This window comes from Halegenticoccus tardaugens, from assembly GCF_004116405.1.
Classification (GTDB): domain Archaea; phylum Halobacteriota; class Halobacteria; order Halobacteriales; family Haloferacaceae; genus Halegenticoccus; species Halegenticoccus tardaugens.
The window spans coordinates 335,962-352,243 of the sequence record NZ_SDIC01000003.1 but is presented as its reverse complement, the minus strand read 5'-3'; the positions used below and the strand labels follow the sequence as shown (position 1 = coordinate 352,243).

Annotated in this window: 18 protein-coding genes; 11 read left to right on the top strand and 7 right to left on the bottom strand. The window is 68.2% G+C overall.

Annotated elements, in window-relative coordinates:
- Positions 1-20 precede the first annotated feature (20 nt).
- Entirely contained in the window at positions 21-797 is a 777-nt protein-coding gene (locus C3L37_RS09420) for a superoxide dismutase (RefSeq protein ID WP_129114356.1), read from the top strand.
- Between the two features lie 100 nt (positions 798-897).
- Here C3L37_RS09420 and C3L37_RS09415 read toward each other — a convergent pair whose 3' ends face one another.
- The gene (locus C3L37_RS09415; protein ID WP_129114355.1) at positions 898-2,286 is read right to left on the bottom strand and encodes a hemolysin family protein; all 1,389 of its coding nucleotides are present in this window, start codon (positions 2,284-2,286) and stop codon (positions 898-900) included.
- Between the two features lie 120 nt (positions 2,287-2,406).
- On the opposite strand from C3L37_RS09415, the gene C3L37_RS09410 reads away from it, so the two are divergent.
- Genes C3L37_RS09410 through C3L37_RS09400 form a run of 3 tightly spaced genes read left to right on the top strand, consistent with a single transcriptional unit; the run spans position 2,407 to position 3,841 of the window.
- Positions 2,407-2,682: a glutathione S-transferase N-terminal domain-containing protein gene (locus tag C3L37_RS09410; protein ID WP_129114354.1), complete on the top strand. Its 276-nt coding sequence runs from the start codon at positions 2,407-2,409 to the stop codon at positions 2,680-2,682.
- Positions 2,682-3,191: a redoxin domain-containing protein gene (locus tag C3L37_RS09405; protein WP_129114353.1), complete on the top strand. Its 510-nt coding sequence runs from the start codon at positions 2,682-2,684 to the stop codon at positions 3,189-3,191. The genes C3L37_RS09410 and C3L37_RS09405 overlap by 1 nt, the downstream gene beginning before the upstream one ends.
- A gap of 50 nt (positions 3,192-3,241) precedes the next feature.
- Positions 3,242-3,841 (top strand): L-threonylcarbamoyladenylate synthase, encoded by a 600-nt coding sequence (locus C3L37_RS09400; protein ID WP_129114352.1) that lies wholly within the window; start codon positions 3,242-3,244, stop codon positions 3,839-3,841.
- Between the two features lie 54 nt (positions 3,842-3,895).
- Here C3L37_RS09400 and C3L37_RS09395 read toward each other — a convergent pair whose 3' ends face one another.
- The gene (locus C3L37_RS09395; RefSeq protein WP_129114351.1) at positions 3,896-4,549 is read right to left on the bottom strand and encodes a CRISPR-associated protein Cas4; all 654 of its coding nucleotides are present in this window, start codon (positions 4,547-4,549) and stop codon (positions 3,896-3,898) included.
- A 75-nt stretch (positions 4,550-4,624) separates the two neighbouring features.
- Positions 4,625-5,224, bottom strand: coding sequence for a conditioned medium-induced protein 4 (locus tag C3L37_RS09390; protein ID WP_129114350.1), 600 nt, complete (start codon positions 5,222-5,224; stop codon positions 4,625-4,627).
- 171 nt (positions 5,225-5,395) lie between these two features.
- Here C3L37_RS09390 and C3L37_RS09385 point away from each other — a divergent pair, with 171 nt between their 5' ends.
- From C3L37_RS09385 to C3L37_RS09370, 4 genes are all read left to right on the top strand, one after another.
- Complete coding sequence (locus tag C3L37_RS09385) at positions 5,396-5,980, top strand: biotin transporter BioY (protein WP_129114349.1); 585 nt, start codon at positions 5,396-5,398, stop codon at positions 5,978-5,980.
- Positions 5,981-5,990: 10 nt separating this feature from the next.
- The gene (locus tag C3L37_RS09380; protein ID WP_129114348.1) at positions 5,991-6,758 is read left to right on the top strand and encodes an energy-coupling factor ABC transporter ATP-binding protein; all 768 of its coding nucleotides are present in this window, start codon (positions 5,991-5,993) and stop codon (positions 6,756-6,758) included.
- Positions 6,752-7,456 (top strand): energy-coupling factor transporter transmembrane component T family protein, encoded by a 705-nt coding sequence (locus C3L37_RS09375; protein WP_129114347.1) that lies wholly within the window; start codon positions 6,752-6,754, stop codon positions 7,454-7,456. The genes C3L37_RS09380 and C3L37_RS09375 overlap by 7 nt, the downstream gene beginning before the upstream one ends.
- An 83-nt stretch (positions 7,457-7,539) precedes the next feature.
- On the top strand, positions 7,540-9,786 hold the full coding sequence (locus tag C3L37_RS09370) for a heterodisulfide reductase-related iron-sulfur binding cluster (protein WP_129114346.1): 2,247 nt from the start codon (positions 7,540-7,542) through the stop codon (positions 9,784-9,786).
- 13 nt (positions 9,787-9,799) lie between these two features.
- Here the strand turns inward: C3L37_RS09370 and C3L37_RS09365 are convergent, their stop codons facing one another.
- A complete protein-coding gene (locus tag C3L37_RS09365) occupies positions 9,800-10,054 on the bottom strand; it encodes a glutaredoxin family protein (protein WP_129114345.1) in 255 nt (84 codons plus the stop codon).
- A gap of 128 nt (positions 10,055-10,182) precedes the next feature.
- Here C3L37_RS09365 and C3L37_RS09360 point away from each other — a divergent pair, with 128 nt between their 5' ends.
- The gene (locus C3L37_RS09360) at positions 10,183-11,040 is read left to right on the top strand and encodes a sugar phosphate isomerase/epimerase family protein (protein ID WP_129114344.1); all 858 of its coding nucleotides are present in this window, start codon (positions 10,183-10,185) and stop codon (positions 11,038-11,040) included.
- Positions 11,041-11,096: 56 nt separating this feature from the next.
- Here C3L37_RS09360 and C3L37_RS09355 read toward each other — a convergent pair whose 3' ends face one another.
- Positions 11,097-11,663, bottom strand: a complete 567-nt coding sequence (locus C3L37_RS09355) for a cupin domain-containing protein (protein WP_129114343.1) — start codon at positions 11,661-11,663, stop codon at positions 11,097-11,099.
- Between the two features lie 522 nt (positions 11,664-12,185).
- Here C3L37_RS09355 and C3L37_RS09350 point away from each other — a divergent pair.
- Both C3L37_RS09350 and C3L37_RS09345 read left to right on the top strand, forming a co-directional pair.
- On the top strand, positions 12,186-14,819 hold the full coding sequence (locus C3L37_RS09350; protein ID WP_129114637.1) for an alkaline phosphatase PhoX: 2,634 nt from the start codon (positions 12,186-12,188) through the stop codon (positions 14,817-14,819).
- Positions 14,820-14,877: 58 nt separating this feature from the next.
- Entirely contained in the window at positions 14,878-15,345 is a 468-nt protein-coding gene (locus C3L37_RS09345) for a hypothetical protein (RefSeq protein ID WP_228546186.1), read from the top strand.
- A 31-nt stretch (positions 15,346-15,376) separates the two neighbouring features.
- On the opposite strand, the gene C3L37_RS09340 is transcribed toward C3L37_RS09345, so the two are convergent.
- Positions 15,377-15,832 carry a ferritin-like domain-containing protein gene (locus C3L37_RS09340; RefSeq protein ID WP_129114342.1) on the bottom strand — a complete coding sequence of 152 codons (456 nt, stop codon included), beginning with the start codon at positions 15,830-15,832 and terminating at the stop codon, positions 15,377-15,379.
- Between the two features lie 82 nt (positions 15,833-15,914).
- Positions 15,915-16,235 carry a 4Fe-4S dicluster domain-containing protein gene (locus C3L37_RS09335; protein WP_129114341.1) on the bottom strand — a complete coding sequence of 107 codons (321 nt, stop codon included), beginning with the start codon at positions 16,233-16,235 and terminating at the stop codon, positions 15,915-15,917.
- Positions 16,236-16,282 lie beyond the last annotated feature (47 nt).

The following is a 16,282-nucleotide window of genomic DNA, read 5'->3' as shown; positions in this document are numbered from 1 at the left end:
ATTTGGGGTATAGAAAATAGATGGTAGACAGACGTGATCAAAGTGTCGACGCGGGCGATTCGAGCGGGTTAACCCGCCGAACGTACTTACAGGCGATCGGCGTCACGGCCGGCGTCGCCGGCGTCGCCTCGTCGAACGGACTCGCAGCCGACGAAGCCGAAAACGGACAGATGACCTACGAACTTCCCGATCTTCCGTACGACTACGACGCGCTCGAACCGCACATCGACGCGCGCATCATGGAACTGCACCACGACAAACACCACCAGGGGTACGTCGACGGCGCGAACGACGCCCTTGCGGCGCTCTCGGAGATGCGCGAGTCCGGGGACTTTGGCGACGTGAAGGCGGTAAAGCGCGACCTGTCGTTCAACGTCTCCGGCCACGTCAACCACAGCGTGTTCTGGCGGAACATGAGCCCGGACGGCGGCGGGAAGCCGGACGGCGAGTTGGCCGACGCGCTCGAAGCGTCGTTCGGGTCGGTCGACCGGTTCGAGGAGGAGTTCTCCGAAGCCGCGGCGGCCGTCGAAGGCTCCGGCTGGGGGATGCTCGTCTACGATCACCTCGCCGACGGCCTCCTCGTGATCCAGGCCGAGAGCCACAACGACATCGCGATTCAGGGGTCGACGCCCCTCCTCGTGCTCGACGTGTGGGAGCACGCGTACTACCTCCAGTACGAGAACGACCGCGAGGCGTACGTCGACGCGTTCTGGAACGTCGTGAACTGGGACGACGTCGCGGAGCGCTACGAGGCCGCGGCCGGTGCCGACCTCCTCGACGACGCCTGTCGGGGCTAGCGAGACGAGCCGGCGCGCGATCGCCGTCGCTTTTTATCGGTCGCCGCCACCGCCCGAGGACTCGTTCGAGTTCACTTCGTCGACGTTCGCCGGTTCAGCACTACCCGCCGCTTTCGACTTCCGCCTCCTCGCCGCCCTCGCTCGGTTCCTCTTCGAACGCCTCGGGCTTCGTTACCCGGGCTTTCATGATCCGGGTGTTGTCCACCTGTTCGATGAGGATGCTGACGCCGTCGTACTCGATCTCCTCGCCCTCCTCCACGAGTCGGCCGGCGCGGTTGAAGATGAAGCCGGCGAGCGTCTCGAACTCCTCGCCCTCCGGGAGTTCGAGGTCGAGCACCTCGTTCACCTCGTCGATGTTGACCTCGCCGCGGACGAGACAGGTGCGATCGTCGATCACCTCGAACGGCTCCTCCTCGTCGCCTTCGAGGATGTCGCCGACGATCTCCTCGACCATGTCCTCCATGGTGAGCAGCCCTTCGGTGGTCCCGAACTCGTCGATGACGATCACCATCTGCATCCGGTTGTCCTGGATCTCCGTGAGGAGTTCGTCGACGTTCTTGCTCTCGGGGACGTGGAGCGTGGGCTGGACGAGGTCGGTCAGTCGCGCCTCGCCCTCGCCGTAGTACTTCTCGCGGACGAGATCGCGGATGTTGACGATCCCGATGACGTTGTCGAGGTTGCCGTCGTACACCGGCACGCGCTCGTGGTCGCTCTGGATGCACGTCTCGATCGCCTCGTCGACGCTCGCGTCCTTCGAAACCGCGGTCACGTCGAGCCGCGGCGTCATGACCTCCTTCGCGATGGTGTTGTTGAACCGGAAGATTCGGTCGAGCATCTCGCGCTCTTCCTCCTCGATGACGCCCTCGCGCTCCCCGGACTGGATCATGTCCTGGATCTCGTCGCGGGTGACGTAGGAGGTCTCGATCGCCGAGCGCCCGCCGGTTACCTTGTTCACCATCCGGGTGAGGTGGTCGAACGTGATGACGAGCGGGTAGAGGACGTACTCCGAGAGTTTCAACGGGCGAGCGACCGTGAGCGCCCACGACTCCGTGTTCTCGACGGCGTACGACTTCGGCGCGCTCTCGCCGAAGAGGAGGACGAGCGACGTGATGCCGAACGTGGAGATGAGCACGGCCGGCCCGGGTTCGAAGTAGAACCCCACGATCGCCGTCGCGATCGAGGACATCGCGATGTTGACGATGTTGTTGCCGACGAGGATGGTGACGAGCAGGCGGTGGGGGTTCTCCTTCAGGTCGCTTACCGTCTTCGCCCCGGGGACGCCGTCGTTCAGGAGCGCTTCGACGCGGTGTTTCGCGAGCGAGAACATCGCGATCTCGGAGGAGGAAAAGAACGCCGAGAGTCCGATGAGCACGACGATCGCGACGACCCCCGCGACGGTGACGGTCGTCTGGTCGAGCGGGACGAACTGCGAGAGCTGTCCGGGCGGAGCGGACGGACTGATGGTCGGAAATGACGGCGGCAAGCCCATGTGACACGGAGTCTTAATCGGGCCGAGAATTAAGAGTTGCCCTCCTCCCGCCGCGCACGAAACCGCCCCAAATCCTCCGGAAACGAAGGCCTTAGACCGGGAAGGCCGCTAGCGTTCGGTATGTCCGCCGACCATCCGGCCATCACGCTGTACCGGCTCCAGGCGTGCCCGTACTGCGAGCGCGTCGTCCGCAGACTCCGGGAGTACGATCTCGACTACCGCTCGCGGTTCGTCGAGCCGATGCACTCCGATCGAACCGTCGTAAAGCGCGTGAGCGGCAAGCGGACCGTCCCCGCCATCGTGGACGAGAACACGGGCGTCACGATGTCCGAGAGCGCGAACATCGTCGAGTACCTGGACGCGATCTACGGCGACGAAACGGAGGGGACGGCCTGATGGTCGACTTCGACGTGGTCGACCTCGGCGACGCGGCTCACGTCGCGGAGGGCGAGACGGCACCCGACTTCACGCGGCCACTCGTCGACGACGAGTACTGGGAGGACGTCGCGCTGTCGGAGTTGACCGCGGAGGGCCCCGTGCTTCTCGTCTTCTACACGATGGACGGCGCGTTTCCGGCGACGTACGTGTGGAACGAGATCCGCGACCGCGGGTGGGGCGAACGCCTCACCGTCGTCGGCGTCTCCATCTCGACGCCGTACGAGCACGGGACGCTCATCGAGGAGCGCGGGATGGACTATCGGCTCTTTTCGGACCCGGCGAACGGGGTGGCCCGCGAGTACGGCATCGGCCACGAACTCGACGGCATGACCGGCGTCAGCGAACCGAGGCCGGCCGTGTTCCTGCTGGACGAGGACCGAACCGTGCGGTACGCGTGGGTCGCCCGCGAGTGGCCGGAGTTCCCGGACTACGACGAGGTCGAGGAGGCGATCGAGCGCGAGGTCTGACGTCGCCGCCGAACGGTGGCCTTTTTTCGACGCGTCGCTCACGTCTCCGCATGCGAGCGGACGTCGCGGACGCGGCCGACGCGATCCGGCGCGGCGAGGCGGCGGTGTACCCGACCGAAACCGTGTACGGGCTCGGAGCGGACGCCCTCTCCGAGCCGGCCGTCGAGCGCGTCTTCGAGCTGAAGGACCGTCCCCGGGAGAAACCCCTGTCGCTCGCGGTTCCGGACGTGGACGCCGCGCTCGACTACACCCGTCCGACCGACCGGGAAGAACGGTTCATGCGCGCGTTCCTCCCCGGGCCGGTCACCGTCGTCGTCGAGCGCCGCGAGGCGGTCCCCGACGCGCTGACCGCCGGGCGCGACCGGGTCGGCGTCCGGGTCCCCGACCACGATCTCGCTCGCTCGCTCCTGCGGGCGGTCGAACCGACGCCGATCACCGCGACGAGCGCGAACCGGAGCGGGTCGCCGAGCGTCGTCCGCGCGTCCGACCTCGACGAGCGGATCCGCGAGGGGGCGGGCGCGGTCGTCGACGGCGGCGAGACGCCCGGAACCGAGAGCACCGTCGTCGATCCCGGCGAGCGCGTGATCCACCGCCGCGGATCGCTGGCGGACGACATCGAAGCGTGGCTGGCCGACGACGGCGGGCGCTGACGGCGCGGGTCGAGTGAGACGCGCAGTGTGTGACTGCGCGGCCGCGCGACGCGCTCACAGCCCCAGCAGCGACCGCAACGAGCGCGTCCGGACGCCGCACCGCTCGCGGTAGTCGCAGGCGCCGCACTTGTCGCCCTCGCGCAGGCGCGGGGGCGGCCCGTCGAGCGCGCGGACCGCCGAGAGCGCCGACCGGTACGCGGCCTTCTTCCGCGTCGTCAGTCGAACGTCGCGGACGACGGCGTGGGCGGGGTACTCGACGAGGGCGAGGGGTATCTCCTCGCCGCGCTCCCACGCGAGCGCCTTCGCGGCGGCGACGGCGCGGACGGCCTGTGGCGTCCAGACGCCCCGTTCGGGGGGCGACCCGGGCGAGACGAGCGTCGGAACGGGCGGATCGCCGTCGAGAAGTTTGTCGGCGACGCCGCGACAGTCCTTCCCCGAGAGGAGCACGTCGACGTCGAGCGGATCGATCAGTTCGTCCCAGTCGTCGCGCGCGGCGAGGCGTTCGAGCGCGTCGCGGTACGCCCCCGGCGGCCGCTCGACGGGGAGCGACCGGAGCGTCGCGTCGGGCGCGGTCAGGAGTTCGGGATAGCGGTGGGCGAGCCGCTTTCGCGCGCGAACCTCGGGCGGAAGCGTCCTGTCCTCTCCGCGGGCGTAGTACAACTGTCGCGGGCAGTAGGCGGCGCGCGCGAGGTCACCGAACGAGGGCATGGGCGGGTTGGCCGCGGCTTCGGATATAAACGTCCGGAGCGGTCGGCTGCGGCCGTCGCGTCTCGGAAAGAAAACTCAGAAGGAGACGTCGGTTTCGATGTCTTCGGTCGCGTCCTTCAGCCCGTCCTCGCGGGCGTTCGTCGCCAGCTGCGTGGAGAGGTCCGAGTCGGTGAGGAGCTCTTCGAACTCGTCTCGGAAGCGGTCGTTCGCCCGCGTCGACTCGATGTCGGCCTCGGCGACCTCGCTGTAGCGAGCGACGACCGTCTCGTCCGCGCCGAGCGCCTCGGCGCGCGCTTCGAGCGGGTCGTTCTCGACCACCATCGGGCGGAGTTCGTCGAGTTCGAACGGCGCGTCGCGGTCCTCCTCCCGGACGAGGTGGAGGTCCATCCGGGCGTCGAACACCTCGCTCTCGTCGACGCCGAGTTCGTCCGCGAGGGTGGCGTCGCTCTCGTCGTCGAAGAAGCCGCGGACCACCCGGCGAAGCCCGTCGTCGTCGAGCGAGGAGTCGAACGTGTACCGCTCGCGCATCGTCGCGATGATCTGTGCGACCCGCTCGTTCGCCCCCTCCTCGTCGTCCGTGAGCGAGCCGCGCGCCTCCTCCTGGCTCTCGGTCACCGTTTCCGAACCCGTCGCATCGATGAAGATGTCCCGGAGTTCGGCCGTCTTTTCGTCCATTGGCAGGGACTAGACTCGGCCGCCGTACAAAAGCCTACTGGCGATGTGCGCGTCGCCGCGCAGTCGGCGACTTTCGGAGCCGTTCGACGCGGCCACGGCTCCGCCGACGGGCCGGCCGTCCGCGGGGCGTCAACCGAAGCATACAAGCTGGTTTACGGGGTTGGTCGGAGCATGGCTGCACCCACCGATTCGGTCGAACTGGTCGGCGACGAGGTCGCCGGAAACGTCGCCCGGGCGGCGCTTTTCGCCGCGGTCATGGGCGCGTTCGCGTACGTCTCGTTTCCGAATCCCGTCTCGCCGAACCCGGTGACGCTTCAGGTGCTCGGCGTGTTCCTCGCGGGCATCATGCTCGGACCGGCCTGGGGCGCGGCCGCGATGGCGCTCTACCTCGTCGCCGGCGCGGTCGGCGCGCCCGTGTTCTCCGGCGGCGGGGCCGGCCTCGCGTACCTCATCGGCCACTTCACGCTCGGCTACCTCTGGTCGTACCCGATCGCCGCGTTCGTCGTCGGCGCGGTCGTCCACGGCGGCCTCGAACTGCGCGACTACGGACGGGCGAGCGTCGGTCGCCTCGTCGGCGCGATGGCCCTGGGGACGGTCGTCATCTACGCCCTCGGCACGGTCGGATTCGCCGTCGTCCAGGACGTCGGCCTCGTCGAGGCGTTTCTCGTCTCGGCGGTCGCGTTCATCCCCGCCGAGGCGCTGAAGATCGCCGCCGCGGTCGGCATCGTCCGGAGCGACGCCGTCGCCGCCGCGTGACGACGCACCCGTGATCGAAACCCGCGGGCTGGTCCACCGCTACGGCGGCGCGACCGCCCTCGACGGCGTCTCGCTTTCGATCCCCGACGGCGAGTTCGTCGTCCTCGCCGGCGCGAACGGCTCCGGCAAGACGACGCTCGTCCGCCACTTCAACGGCCTGCTCGAACCCGACGCGGGCGAGGTGCTGGTGAACGACGCGCCCGTCGCCGACAACCTCGCTGCCGCCCGGACGGCCGTCGGGATGGTCTTTCAGGAGCCGCGGGACCAGCTCGTCGCCGCGACCGTCGGCGCGGACGTGGCGTTCGGCCCCGAGAACCTCGGCCTGCCGCGCGAGGAGATCGACCGTCGGGTCGCGGACGCGCTGGCGGCGGTGAACATGGGCGGACGCGGGGACGAGCGCGTCGACGCGCTCTCCGGCGGGGAGCGAGAGCGCGTCGCCGTCGCCGGCGCGCTCGCGATGGAGCCGGACCACCTCGTCCTCGACGAACCGTTCACCGGTCTCGACGATCCCGCCAGGCGATCGGTCGCGGAACGCCTCCGCGAACTACGCGACGCCGGGACGGGAATCGTCGTCGTCACGCACGACCTCCGGGACGTGGTCGGACTGGCCCACCGCGTCGTGGCGCTCGCCGACGGTCAGGTTGCGCTGGACGCCCCGCCGGACGAGGCGATCGGGTCCCTGCCGGAACTGGGCGTCCGCGTCCCGTCGAAGAGGGGAAGCGGTCGACGAGATCCCGGACACGATCGCACGGATCCCGGGTCGTCCGACCCGTGCTGACCTACGCGCCCGGCGAAACGCTCGCCCACCGCCTCGATCCGCGGTCGAAGCTCCTGTTCCAGTTCGCGTTCGCCGCCGCGGCCTTCGCCCACACGAACCCGCGGGGACTCGCGGCGCTCACCGCACTGGCGGGCGTCGTCCTGCTCGCGTCCGGCCTGCCCCCGACGACCGCGCTGTGGGAGTTCCGGTTCGCCCTCCCGTTTCTCGTCGCCGCCCCGCTCGTCGAGGCGCTGACGCTCGGACCGCCGTGGTTCGTTCCGGCCGACGCCGCGTCGCCCGCGCTCGCGAGCTACCGGGTCCTCCTCGTTCTCCTCGTGAGCGCCGCGTACGTTCGAACGACGCCCGTCCGCGACTCCCGGGCGGCGATCCAGCGGACGGTTCCGGGGAAGCCGGGGCAGTTCCTCGGCGTCGGCGTCGCGCTCGTCTTCCGCTTTCTCCCCGCCCTGCAGGCCGACCTCGCCCGGGTGCGCGAGGCGATGGCCGCGCGGCTCGGCGACGAGCGTCCGCTCCGAGAGCGGATGTGGTTGGTCGCGGCCGCCGGACTGAACCGCGCGTTCGGTCGCGCGGATCGGCTGGCGCTCGCGCTCCGCGCCCGGTGTTTCGCCTGGAACCCCACGCTTCCGGAGCTACGCTTTTCGCGCCTCGACGTGCCCGCCGTCGCGCTTTCGGCGATCCTCGCGGCGGCTGCGCTCGTCTGACCCCGCCGCGTCGCGGCCTTTCGGGGTCGTTCCGGGATGCGATGGTGGCAAGATTTAACAGCGCGCTACTCCGGTGATTGAGTATGATAGTTCTGCAGTCGTCGGGTGAGATCACCCGGGAGACGTTCTGGACCATCGGTCCGGTGGGGGAGGCCGCGTTCTACTATTTCGCGGCGGTCGCCATTCTCGTGTTTCTCTACGGGACGTACGCCCGGTTCGCGCGGTACGCCCGCGGGACCTACGATCCGTTCGACCGGCTCGACGACCTCCCCGGCCGGATCGCCTCCGCGGCGCGGATCGTCGGCTCCAACGAGAAGCAGTTCGACCGCGACCTCTACGGCGGGCTGATGCACGCCTTCATCCTCTGGGGCTTTCTCACGCTTCTCATCGGAACGACGATCCTCGCGGTGGACATGGACATCTGGACGAAGGCGCTCGGGCAGGAGTCGTTCTTCGTCGGCGACTTCTACCTCGCGTACTCGCTCGTGATGGACGCGCTCGGACTGTTGTTCGTCGTCGGCGTCGGCATGGCGCTCTACCGGCGGTACGCGGTCAGAAACGGCCGACTCTGGGGCAAGCACACGAGCCTCGAGGACGACGCGTTCGTCTGGACGCTGTTTCTGCTCGGCGTCGGGGGGTACGTCATCGAGGGACTCCGCATCGTCGGCACGGACTTCCCGGCGTTCGAGACGGTGAGCTTCGTCGGCTTCTTCCTCGCGCTCGTCTTCGACGCCGGCGGCGTGACGCCCGCGGCCGCCGCGTCGCTCTACTGGTGGGGGTGGTGGTCGCACGCCCTGCTCGCGCTCGCGTTCATCGCGTGGATCCCGTACGCCAAGCCGTTCCACATGATCTCCTCGTTCGCCAACGTCGTCGCGCGCGACGAGCGCGCCGGACGACGACTGCCCGGCGTCCCGGCGGACCTCGACCACGTCAACGCGGAGTCCATCGACGACTTCTCGTGGAAGGAGCTGCTCGACCAGGACGCCTGCACGAAGTGCGGCCGCTGTTCGGCCGTCTGCCCCGCGAAGGCGTCCGATCGGCCGCTGGATCCGCGGGACGTCATCCTCGACCTGAAGGCGTACCGAACCGATCTCGACGCCGGCGAGACCGAGCCGAAGCCGATCGTCGCGGACGGCGGCGAGGGCGTCGTCGCGACCGAGACGATGGAGTCGTGCATGGCCTGCATGGCCTGCATGGACGCCTGCCCGGTCGAGATCGAACACCTCAACTCCTTCACCCGGTTGAACCGACAGATGACGGACCAGGGCGACGTGCGGCCGAGCATGCAGGACGTGTTCGGCAACCTCATGCAGCGGGGCAACACGTTCGGCGAGCAACCGCGCACGCGCGCCGACTGGGCCGACGACCTCGACTTCGACCTCGTCGACGCCCGCGAGGAGACGGTGGAGTACCTCTGGTACGTCGGGGACTACCCGAGCTACGACGAGCGGAACAAGAAGGTCGCCCGCTCGCTCGCGACGCTGTTCGAGCGCGCCGACATCTCCTTCGGCATCCTCTTCGACGACGAGAAGTACGACGGCAACGACATCCGCCGCGTCGGCGAGGAGTTCCTCTACCTCGAACTGGCGGGCCACCACGTCGAGTCGTTCGAGGAGTGCGACTTCAGCAAGATCGTCTGCACCGATCCGCACTCGTACAACACGATGAAGAACGAGTACCCGGAGATAGACTTCGGCGAGTTCGCCGACGACCCCGTGATGCCGTTCGAGTACGACGGCCGCTGGAACGACGACGGCGCGATCGAGGTGCTCCACTGGACGCAGGCCATCGAGGAACTCGTTCGCGCCGGGCGACTCGGCCTCGACGGGACCGAACTCGACTACACCGTCACCTACCACGACCCCTGTCACCTCGGCCGGTACAACGACGAGTACGAGGCCCCCCGCGAACTCGTCCGCGCGACCGGCTGCGAGCTGTACGAGATGCCGCGCAACCGCAACGACAGCTTCTGCTGCGGCGGGGGCGGCGGCGGCCTCTGGATGGACTTCGAGGAGGAACCGAAGCCGAGCGAGGAGCGCCTGCGCGAGGCGCTCGAAGACACCGCCGCCGGCGACGCGGTCGAGAAGTTCGTCGTCGCCTGTCCGATGTGCATGACGATGTACGAGGACGGCCGGAAGACCGGGGACTTCGAGGAGGAGATCGAGATCGTCGACGTGGCCGAACTCCTGATCGAGGCGCTGGAAGCGAAGGAGTCGGCCGCCGCGACGCGGACGGGGTCGGCGGCGGAGGGGGACGGCCCGACGCTGGCGGAGACCGACGCGGCGGCGGCGGACGACGCCGACCCCGCCGCGGGCGTCACGGACGACTGATTCGAACCGGCGATCACCTCGATTCGAAGCGCGACCGGAGGTCGTCGGCGTCGACGCGGTACTTGTACGCCGGACGGCCGTCGATCGTGACGTACGGGACGCGCTCGCCGTATCGCTCACAGAGCGCCGCGTCCCCGTCCACGTCCACCGGTTCGAGGTCGACCGGCGTCCCCGTCGCCGACGCGACCCGCCGGATCGTCTCGATCGCCTCCTCGCAGAGGTGGCAGTGCTCGCGGGTGTAGACCGTGACCTCGACGGCGTCGGACATTCGCCTCGGGTACGGGGCCGATCGCAAGGAGCGTTCCGATCCCGGCGCGGCGAGCTACGCGAGTTCAGATGTAGATCGGTCCTTCCGACCGGAACGGCTATGAACCGAGGCCTCCCGACGTGGCATCCATGACGGACGACGGCCGGACCGACCGAGACGGCGACCCCGACCGGAAACTCGATGCCGATCTCGACCTCGACCTCGACCTCGGATTCACCGTCGGCCTCGGGATGGCGTTCGACGAGGCCGTCCGGTGGGCGGCGGACGAGGGGTTCGACTTCGTGGAACTGCTGCTCGACGGCCCCTACGCCCGCGAGCGCATCGCCGACCGCCGCGGGACCATGCGGGCAACCCTCGCCGACGCGGGGAGAGACATCGTCGTGCACCTCCCGTTCGCCGTCGATCCGGGCTCGCCGTTCACGCCCGTCCGGGAGGGCGCGGTGGCCGAACTCGTCGCCGGGATGGACCTCGCGGTCGACCTCGGCGCGGAGACCGTCGTGTTCCACCCCTCCTCGGACGCGTGGGATCTCGGCTGGACCGCGGCGGAGCGCCGCGAGTTCGTCCACGCGGGCCTCGACGACCTGATCCCGGCCGCCCGCGCTCGCGGGCTCGACCCCTGCGTCGAGAACGTCGTCTCCAGCTACTACGACGTGACGACCTTCCCGGAACTGCTGGAGCGGTACCCCGACGCGTCGATGACGTTCGACACCAGCCACGCGCTGCTCGCCGGCGCGGACGAGACCGCGACGGCCGCGTTCCTCCGCGAGCACGCGGATCGAATCGGCCACCTCCACCTCGTCGACACGCGCGGCGGCGGCGACGAGCACCTGCCGGTCGGGATGGGCCGGATCGACTTCGCCGCGGCGCTCGCGGGGCTCTCGGACGCCGGCTGGTCGGGGACCGCGACGCTGGAGATCGGAACTGAGGATTACGACACGATCGCCCTCGGGAAGCGCCACGTCGACGAGCTGCTGACGGGCGGCTGACGCGGGACGCGACCGCGAATCGATGACGACCGCGAGGCGTCGACTCGCGGTCGGCGTCAGTCTCGAAGCGGCGGCGTGTCGAACTCGGCGTCGCAGCCTTGACAGACGACGACGGGCCGGGCGTCCTCGCCGAGGGCGACGCGCAGGTCGTCGTGGCCGCACGCCGGACACGCGTTCGGGACGCGCTCGGCACCGCAGTCGGGGCAGACGAGCGTTTGACCGCCCCCGCCGGAGTTCAGGCGCAGGGTATCGTGGCCGCAGTCGGGACACGCGAGCGGAAGCCGCACGTCCTCGCTGTCGCGCGGCGCGCCGATCGCGAACGCCGCGAGGTCGTCGGCGGACGCGTTCCTCCCCGACTGGAACTCGCCGGGGGCGAACCTGATCGCCTCGCCCTCGCCGACCGTTATCTCGCCGTCCAGCGTCTCGAACGTCGCCTCCCCCTCCACGACGACGAACACCTCCTCCTGATCCGCGTGGGCGTGGAGACCGCTCGGGAATCCCTCGCCGGGGGCGAGCCGGTAGTGATTGATCGCGACGTGGGTCGTTCCGAGCGGCTCGGACAGCCGGCGGTAGCCGATTTCGGTGGCGGCCGGTTCGACTCCGCGGATCGAAATCCGCTTCATGGGACCGGGTGTGTCTCCGCCGGTGATACGTGTGCCGCCGAGGCGCGACGAGATGGGGACGCCGTGCGAGGTCGTCTCGTTCGACGGTCCCCGTCCACGGCGGACGACGGAGGCGACCGACCTGATCGTTTTTCGAACTATATAGCCCCAGATCGTTCGACCTCGAACAGAGGTGCCGTCAAACGTCACAGATGTTGTATGTCGGCGCTGGATCTCGGCGTTCGAGTGCGCGGAGCGTGCCGCTTTCTGCCCCGTCCGGGAGCCCCAAGAGCCATACCGCCCGCAGAACGATCCGAATTAGAACACGTTCGAATCACTGTTCGATGAGACGCGGACCGGTGTCGGACATTCGACTTACTATTCTCCGGATCGACCGGTACCGATCGTGATTCATCCATTCTTATCGGATATCTCCTCGTAGATCAGTATCAATATCGGTTAATTAATAAAAATATTATAAAATTTTATTGGGTGGTGAAACAGCGCGTCAACCGCGTCATGGAATTTACGAGACGGAACCTGATGGAGACGTCGATAGCCGCCGCGCTCGGCGCGAGCGTGATCGGCGTGGCGACCGCGGAGCACTCGGAGGAGGTCGAGGAGTCGGATACACCCGGCGCGCCGAGCGTCAAGGGGGATCTCAAACGATTCTCGACGACGGCGTTCGGCGCCGAGGTGACCGGCCCGTTCGTCTTCGAAGACGGGGGATTGCTGTACAGCCTGCAGCACCCGAGCGAGGAAAACCCCGAACCGTTCAACCGGGCTGGCGTCGGCTACTTCAGCGGCTTTCAGTTCGACTTCGATGGTGACAACGACGACTTCACGGAAGTGTCGACGCCCCAGACGAAGGACGAGCAGAGCGTCGTCCGCTCCGGCAACGGCGAGTACGTGCTCCTCGGCCAGGGGAGAGAATCGATAAACGGCGGAACGGAGCGGCTCGGCGTCACCCAGACGCCGGACGGCACCGACATCACGACGGACGAGTTCGCGGGCACGCAGTACGGCGACGCGGCGACCAACCCCGACTGCAACCAGTTCGTGGCGACGAACGACGAGGGAACCGAGGGCTACCTCTTTACGAACTGGGAGAACAGTCCCGGGAACGTCTCCCGAATCCCGATCACCCAGTCCGAGGACGGCGAGTGGGAGGCCGACCTCGACAACGCGATCAACCTCGCGAACACAGAGCCGCTCCGCGACCTCGGCGGGATGCGGATCAACTGCTACGGCAACCTCACGCCGTGGAACACGATGGTCTCCTCGGAGGAGAACTACGCGCACCCCCGGGTCTCCTTTACGCACACGGTGGGCGACATCGTCGAAGCCGGTTCCGGCGAAGGGATGATCGGCGCGTGTCAGTTCTGGAATCGCCCCAACCCATCGGAGATTCAGGACACGATCGACGAGTACTACGGCGATGACTCCTGGTCCGTCCAGGGCTACTGGGCGCTGACGGGCGTCGAGTTCCTCGCGTACTACCTCGGCGCCGAGCCGGTCGACCAGGCCGACGACGAGACGAACGACGTGACCCCGATCGGCGGCGTCTACCCGAACCCGTACCGCTACGGCTACCACGTCGACTTCCGCGAGCCGGCCGCGGACGTCCCCGAGCCGATCAAGTACTACGTGATGGGCCGCGCCTCGTGGGAAGCGCCGGACTTCCTGGGCGACGAACGAACCGTCTACGGTTGCTCGGACGGCGACAGCAAGGGCATCTACAAGTTCGTCGCCGACGAGTCGATCCCGAGCTACGACGATCCGATGGACCTCGAAGGCACCCTCTACGCGCCCAAGATCACCAACGACGAGGCGTCCGTCGCGGATTCGGGCGAGCGAAACTCCCCGGCGGACGTGAACCTCGAAATCGAGTGGATCGAGCTCGGTCACGCGAGCAACGCGGAGATCGAGCGGTGGATCGCCACCTACGACGACGTCACCCAGGTGCACTACCTCGAAACCCACGCCGAAACCGACTGGCGGGACGACCTCGAAGCCGCGCTCGAAGAGGCCGACCGGGCCGTCGTCGAGAACGGCAACCAGAGCTACGTCACCAACGAGGAGATCGTCGAGTGGGCCGAGCAGTGGGAAGAAAGCGGCCCGCGGGGCGTCGACGAGGACCTCCGCAAGGTGCCGTTCCTCGAAACCCGTGCGGCGGCGAAGGAGATCGGCGCGTCGATCGAGTTCAACAAGGCCGAGGGCGTCGACAGCGTCGACGGAGCCGGCCCCGGCGACTTCGTCTACTTCGGCATCTCCGAGTTCAACGACGACATGGCCGACGACACGGGCGACATTCAGATGGATCGCGTCGACGGCGGCGTCGTCTACCGCGGCGAACTCGAACTGGACTACAACGTCTCGACGCTCGAACCGGTCATCGTCGGCCCCGACTTCACCGACTCGCCCGCGGACGCGGACGACGCGCTCCGCAACGTGGACAACGTCTACGTGATGGACGACGGCCGCGTGCTCTGCTGCGAGGACGGCTTCGGCGGTCCCGCACGATCGTATCCCAACGACGGCCTGTACGTCTACCAGCCGAACGTCTTGGTCGACGTCGAGTGGGTGACCGTCGGGCTCGACGACACCGCGAGCGCGGACCTGACGGCGTCGTTCCTGCCGGCCGGCGTCTCCGGCGGCGAGGTTTCAGTCACCGTCTCCGACACCGAGGTGGCGTCGATCGCCGACGTCTCCTTCTCGGACGAGCTGACGGTCACGGAGAGCTCAGTCGCCGAGGACGGCTCGGCCGCGACGCTCCGGTTCGCCGACGTGGGGCAGAACCTCCAGCCCGGCGCGACGAACGTCGTCCTCGCGTCGCTCGAACTGGCGGCCGAGGCCACGGGAACGACCGAACTCGCGGTGGAAATCCACAGCATGGACGACGAGGACGGCGACGCGATCGACGCCGAGGCACGATCGGGAACGATCGTGACCGGCCCGCCCGCGATCGACTGTGAAGGCACGCCCACCGACCCCGACGGCGACGGCCGCTACGAGGACGTAAACGGGGACGGCGAGGTGGACGGCGAGGACGTCGACGCGCTGTTCGAGAACCTCGACTCGGAGAACGTCCGCGAGAACGAGGAGGCGTACGACTTCAACGAGAACGGTCGCGTCGACTACGACGACGTCGTGAGCCTCTCCGAAGAGAGCGACTGAGACGGTCGGTCACCCCGTCCGCATCGCCCCGGAACCACCCACCGATCCGATTCGACACATGTCACGATCCGACGATCCGATCCCGCGTTTCGACGACTCGACCGCCCACCACGACGCTCCGACCGCGAACGAGCGGAGCGAATCGACGGTCCGCGAGTACATCCTCGGCGTCCGAATCGTCGAGCGCGAGTCGCCCGACGGCGACGCACTCTACCGGTTCGACGCGCCACAGCACTGCGGCCGCACGTTCGACGATCTCCGTCGCGCGGAGCTGTACGCCGACGTCTATTTCGACGTCAACGGCTTCGAGGAGGCCGGGACGGGCGAGCGGGGCGTCCCTCCGACGATCATCCAGGCCGGCCGGGACACGCTCGTCGCGTACTTCCTGACGCAGCCGAACACGGACGTCTACTGGGTCGCCTCGTTCTACGGGGAGAAACCCGAGAAGATTCACCGGTACGTCTCGCGCGTCCGAAAGCGCGCGCAGGCGATCCGGGACGGAGCCAGTGATCTCGGCATGGAGTAGTCGACCCCGTCGGGATCGGAGCCCTCGGCATTCAGTCCGACCTGTACTCCTTCCGGAATCCGCGGAACTCCGTCCGGTGGGCCTCCTCGTCGGCGAGGATCGTCACCGCGAAGTCCTCCGTCACGGGGTCGTCGGCCTCCCGTGCGGCGTTCACGAGCGACCGGTACGTCTCGATGGCGTCGTTTTCGGCGTCGAGCACGCCCTCGATGACTTCGAGGACGTTCGTCGTGTCCGCCGGCGGCTGGAGCGTGTCCTGCCGCGCCTCGAACTCCGCGGAGCCGGGCGGTCGCTCGTCCAGCTGCTTCAGACGCTGGCCGAGCATCTCGGCGTGACCCAGTTCCTCCTGAATGTCCAGGTTCAGCGACTCCTTTACCTCCTCCGCGCTGACCCCGTCGAGGACGATGGAGTTCGTCAGGTAGTTCATGACGGTCTCGATCTCGTCGTTGTACGCCTTGCGGAGCAGCTCCGTTACCTCCTGGGACGACATGGTCGTTCGGTGGTCGGGTCGCCAGGCGCTTATAGTATCTGGCGGTCGAGAGCGGCGGCGCAGAAGACGAGCGACGATCCGACTACGCCCTGCTCGCGTCGACGTCGATGGCGTCGACGGGGCAGATGTCGACGCAGAGCATGCAGTCGATGCACTGGTCCTCGCGCGTCGGCTCGACCTTCCGATCGCTCGCGGGGTGACCCGGCGTGTCGACCCACGTGAACACGTCGACCGGGCAGTCCTCCAGACAGGCACCGTCCGCGACGCAGGCGTCGTAGTCGACGGCGACGTGCGCGCCGTGGATTCCCAGCCGTTCCGGCGGCTCCACCGGCCCCCACACGTCGATGCCGTTCTCCTCGCCCACCTTCTCGCGTGTCGCGTCGAAGTTCGGGTCGATCCCCATGGGCGTCACTCGGACGGTCGGCTATTTAAGCCCACATTTCCGTCGAC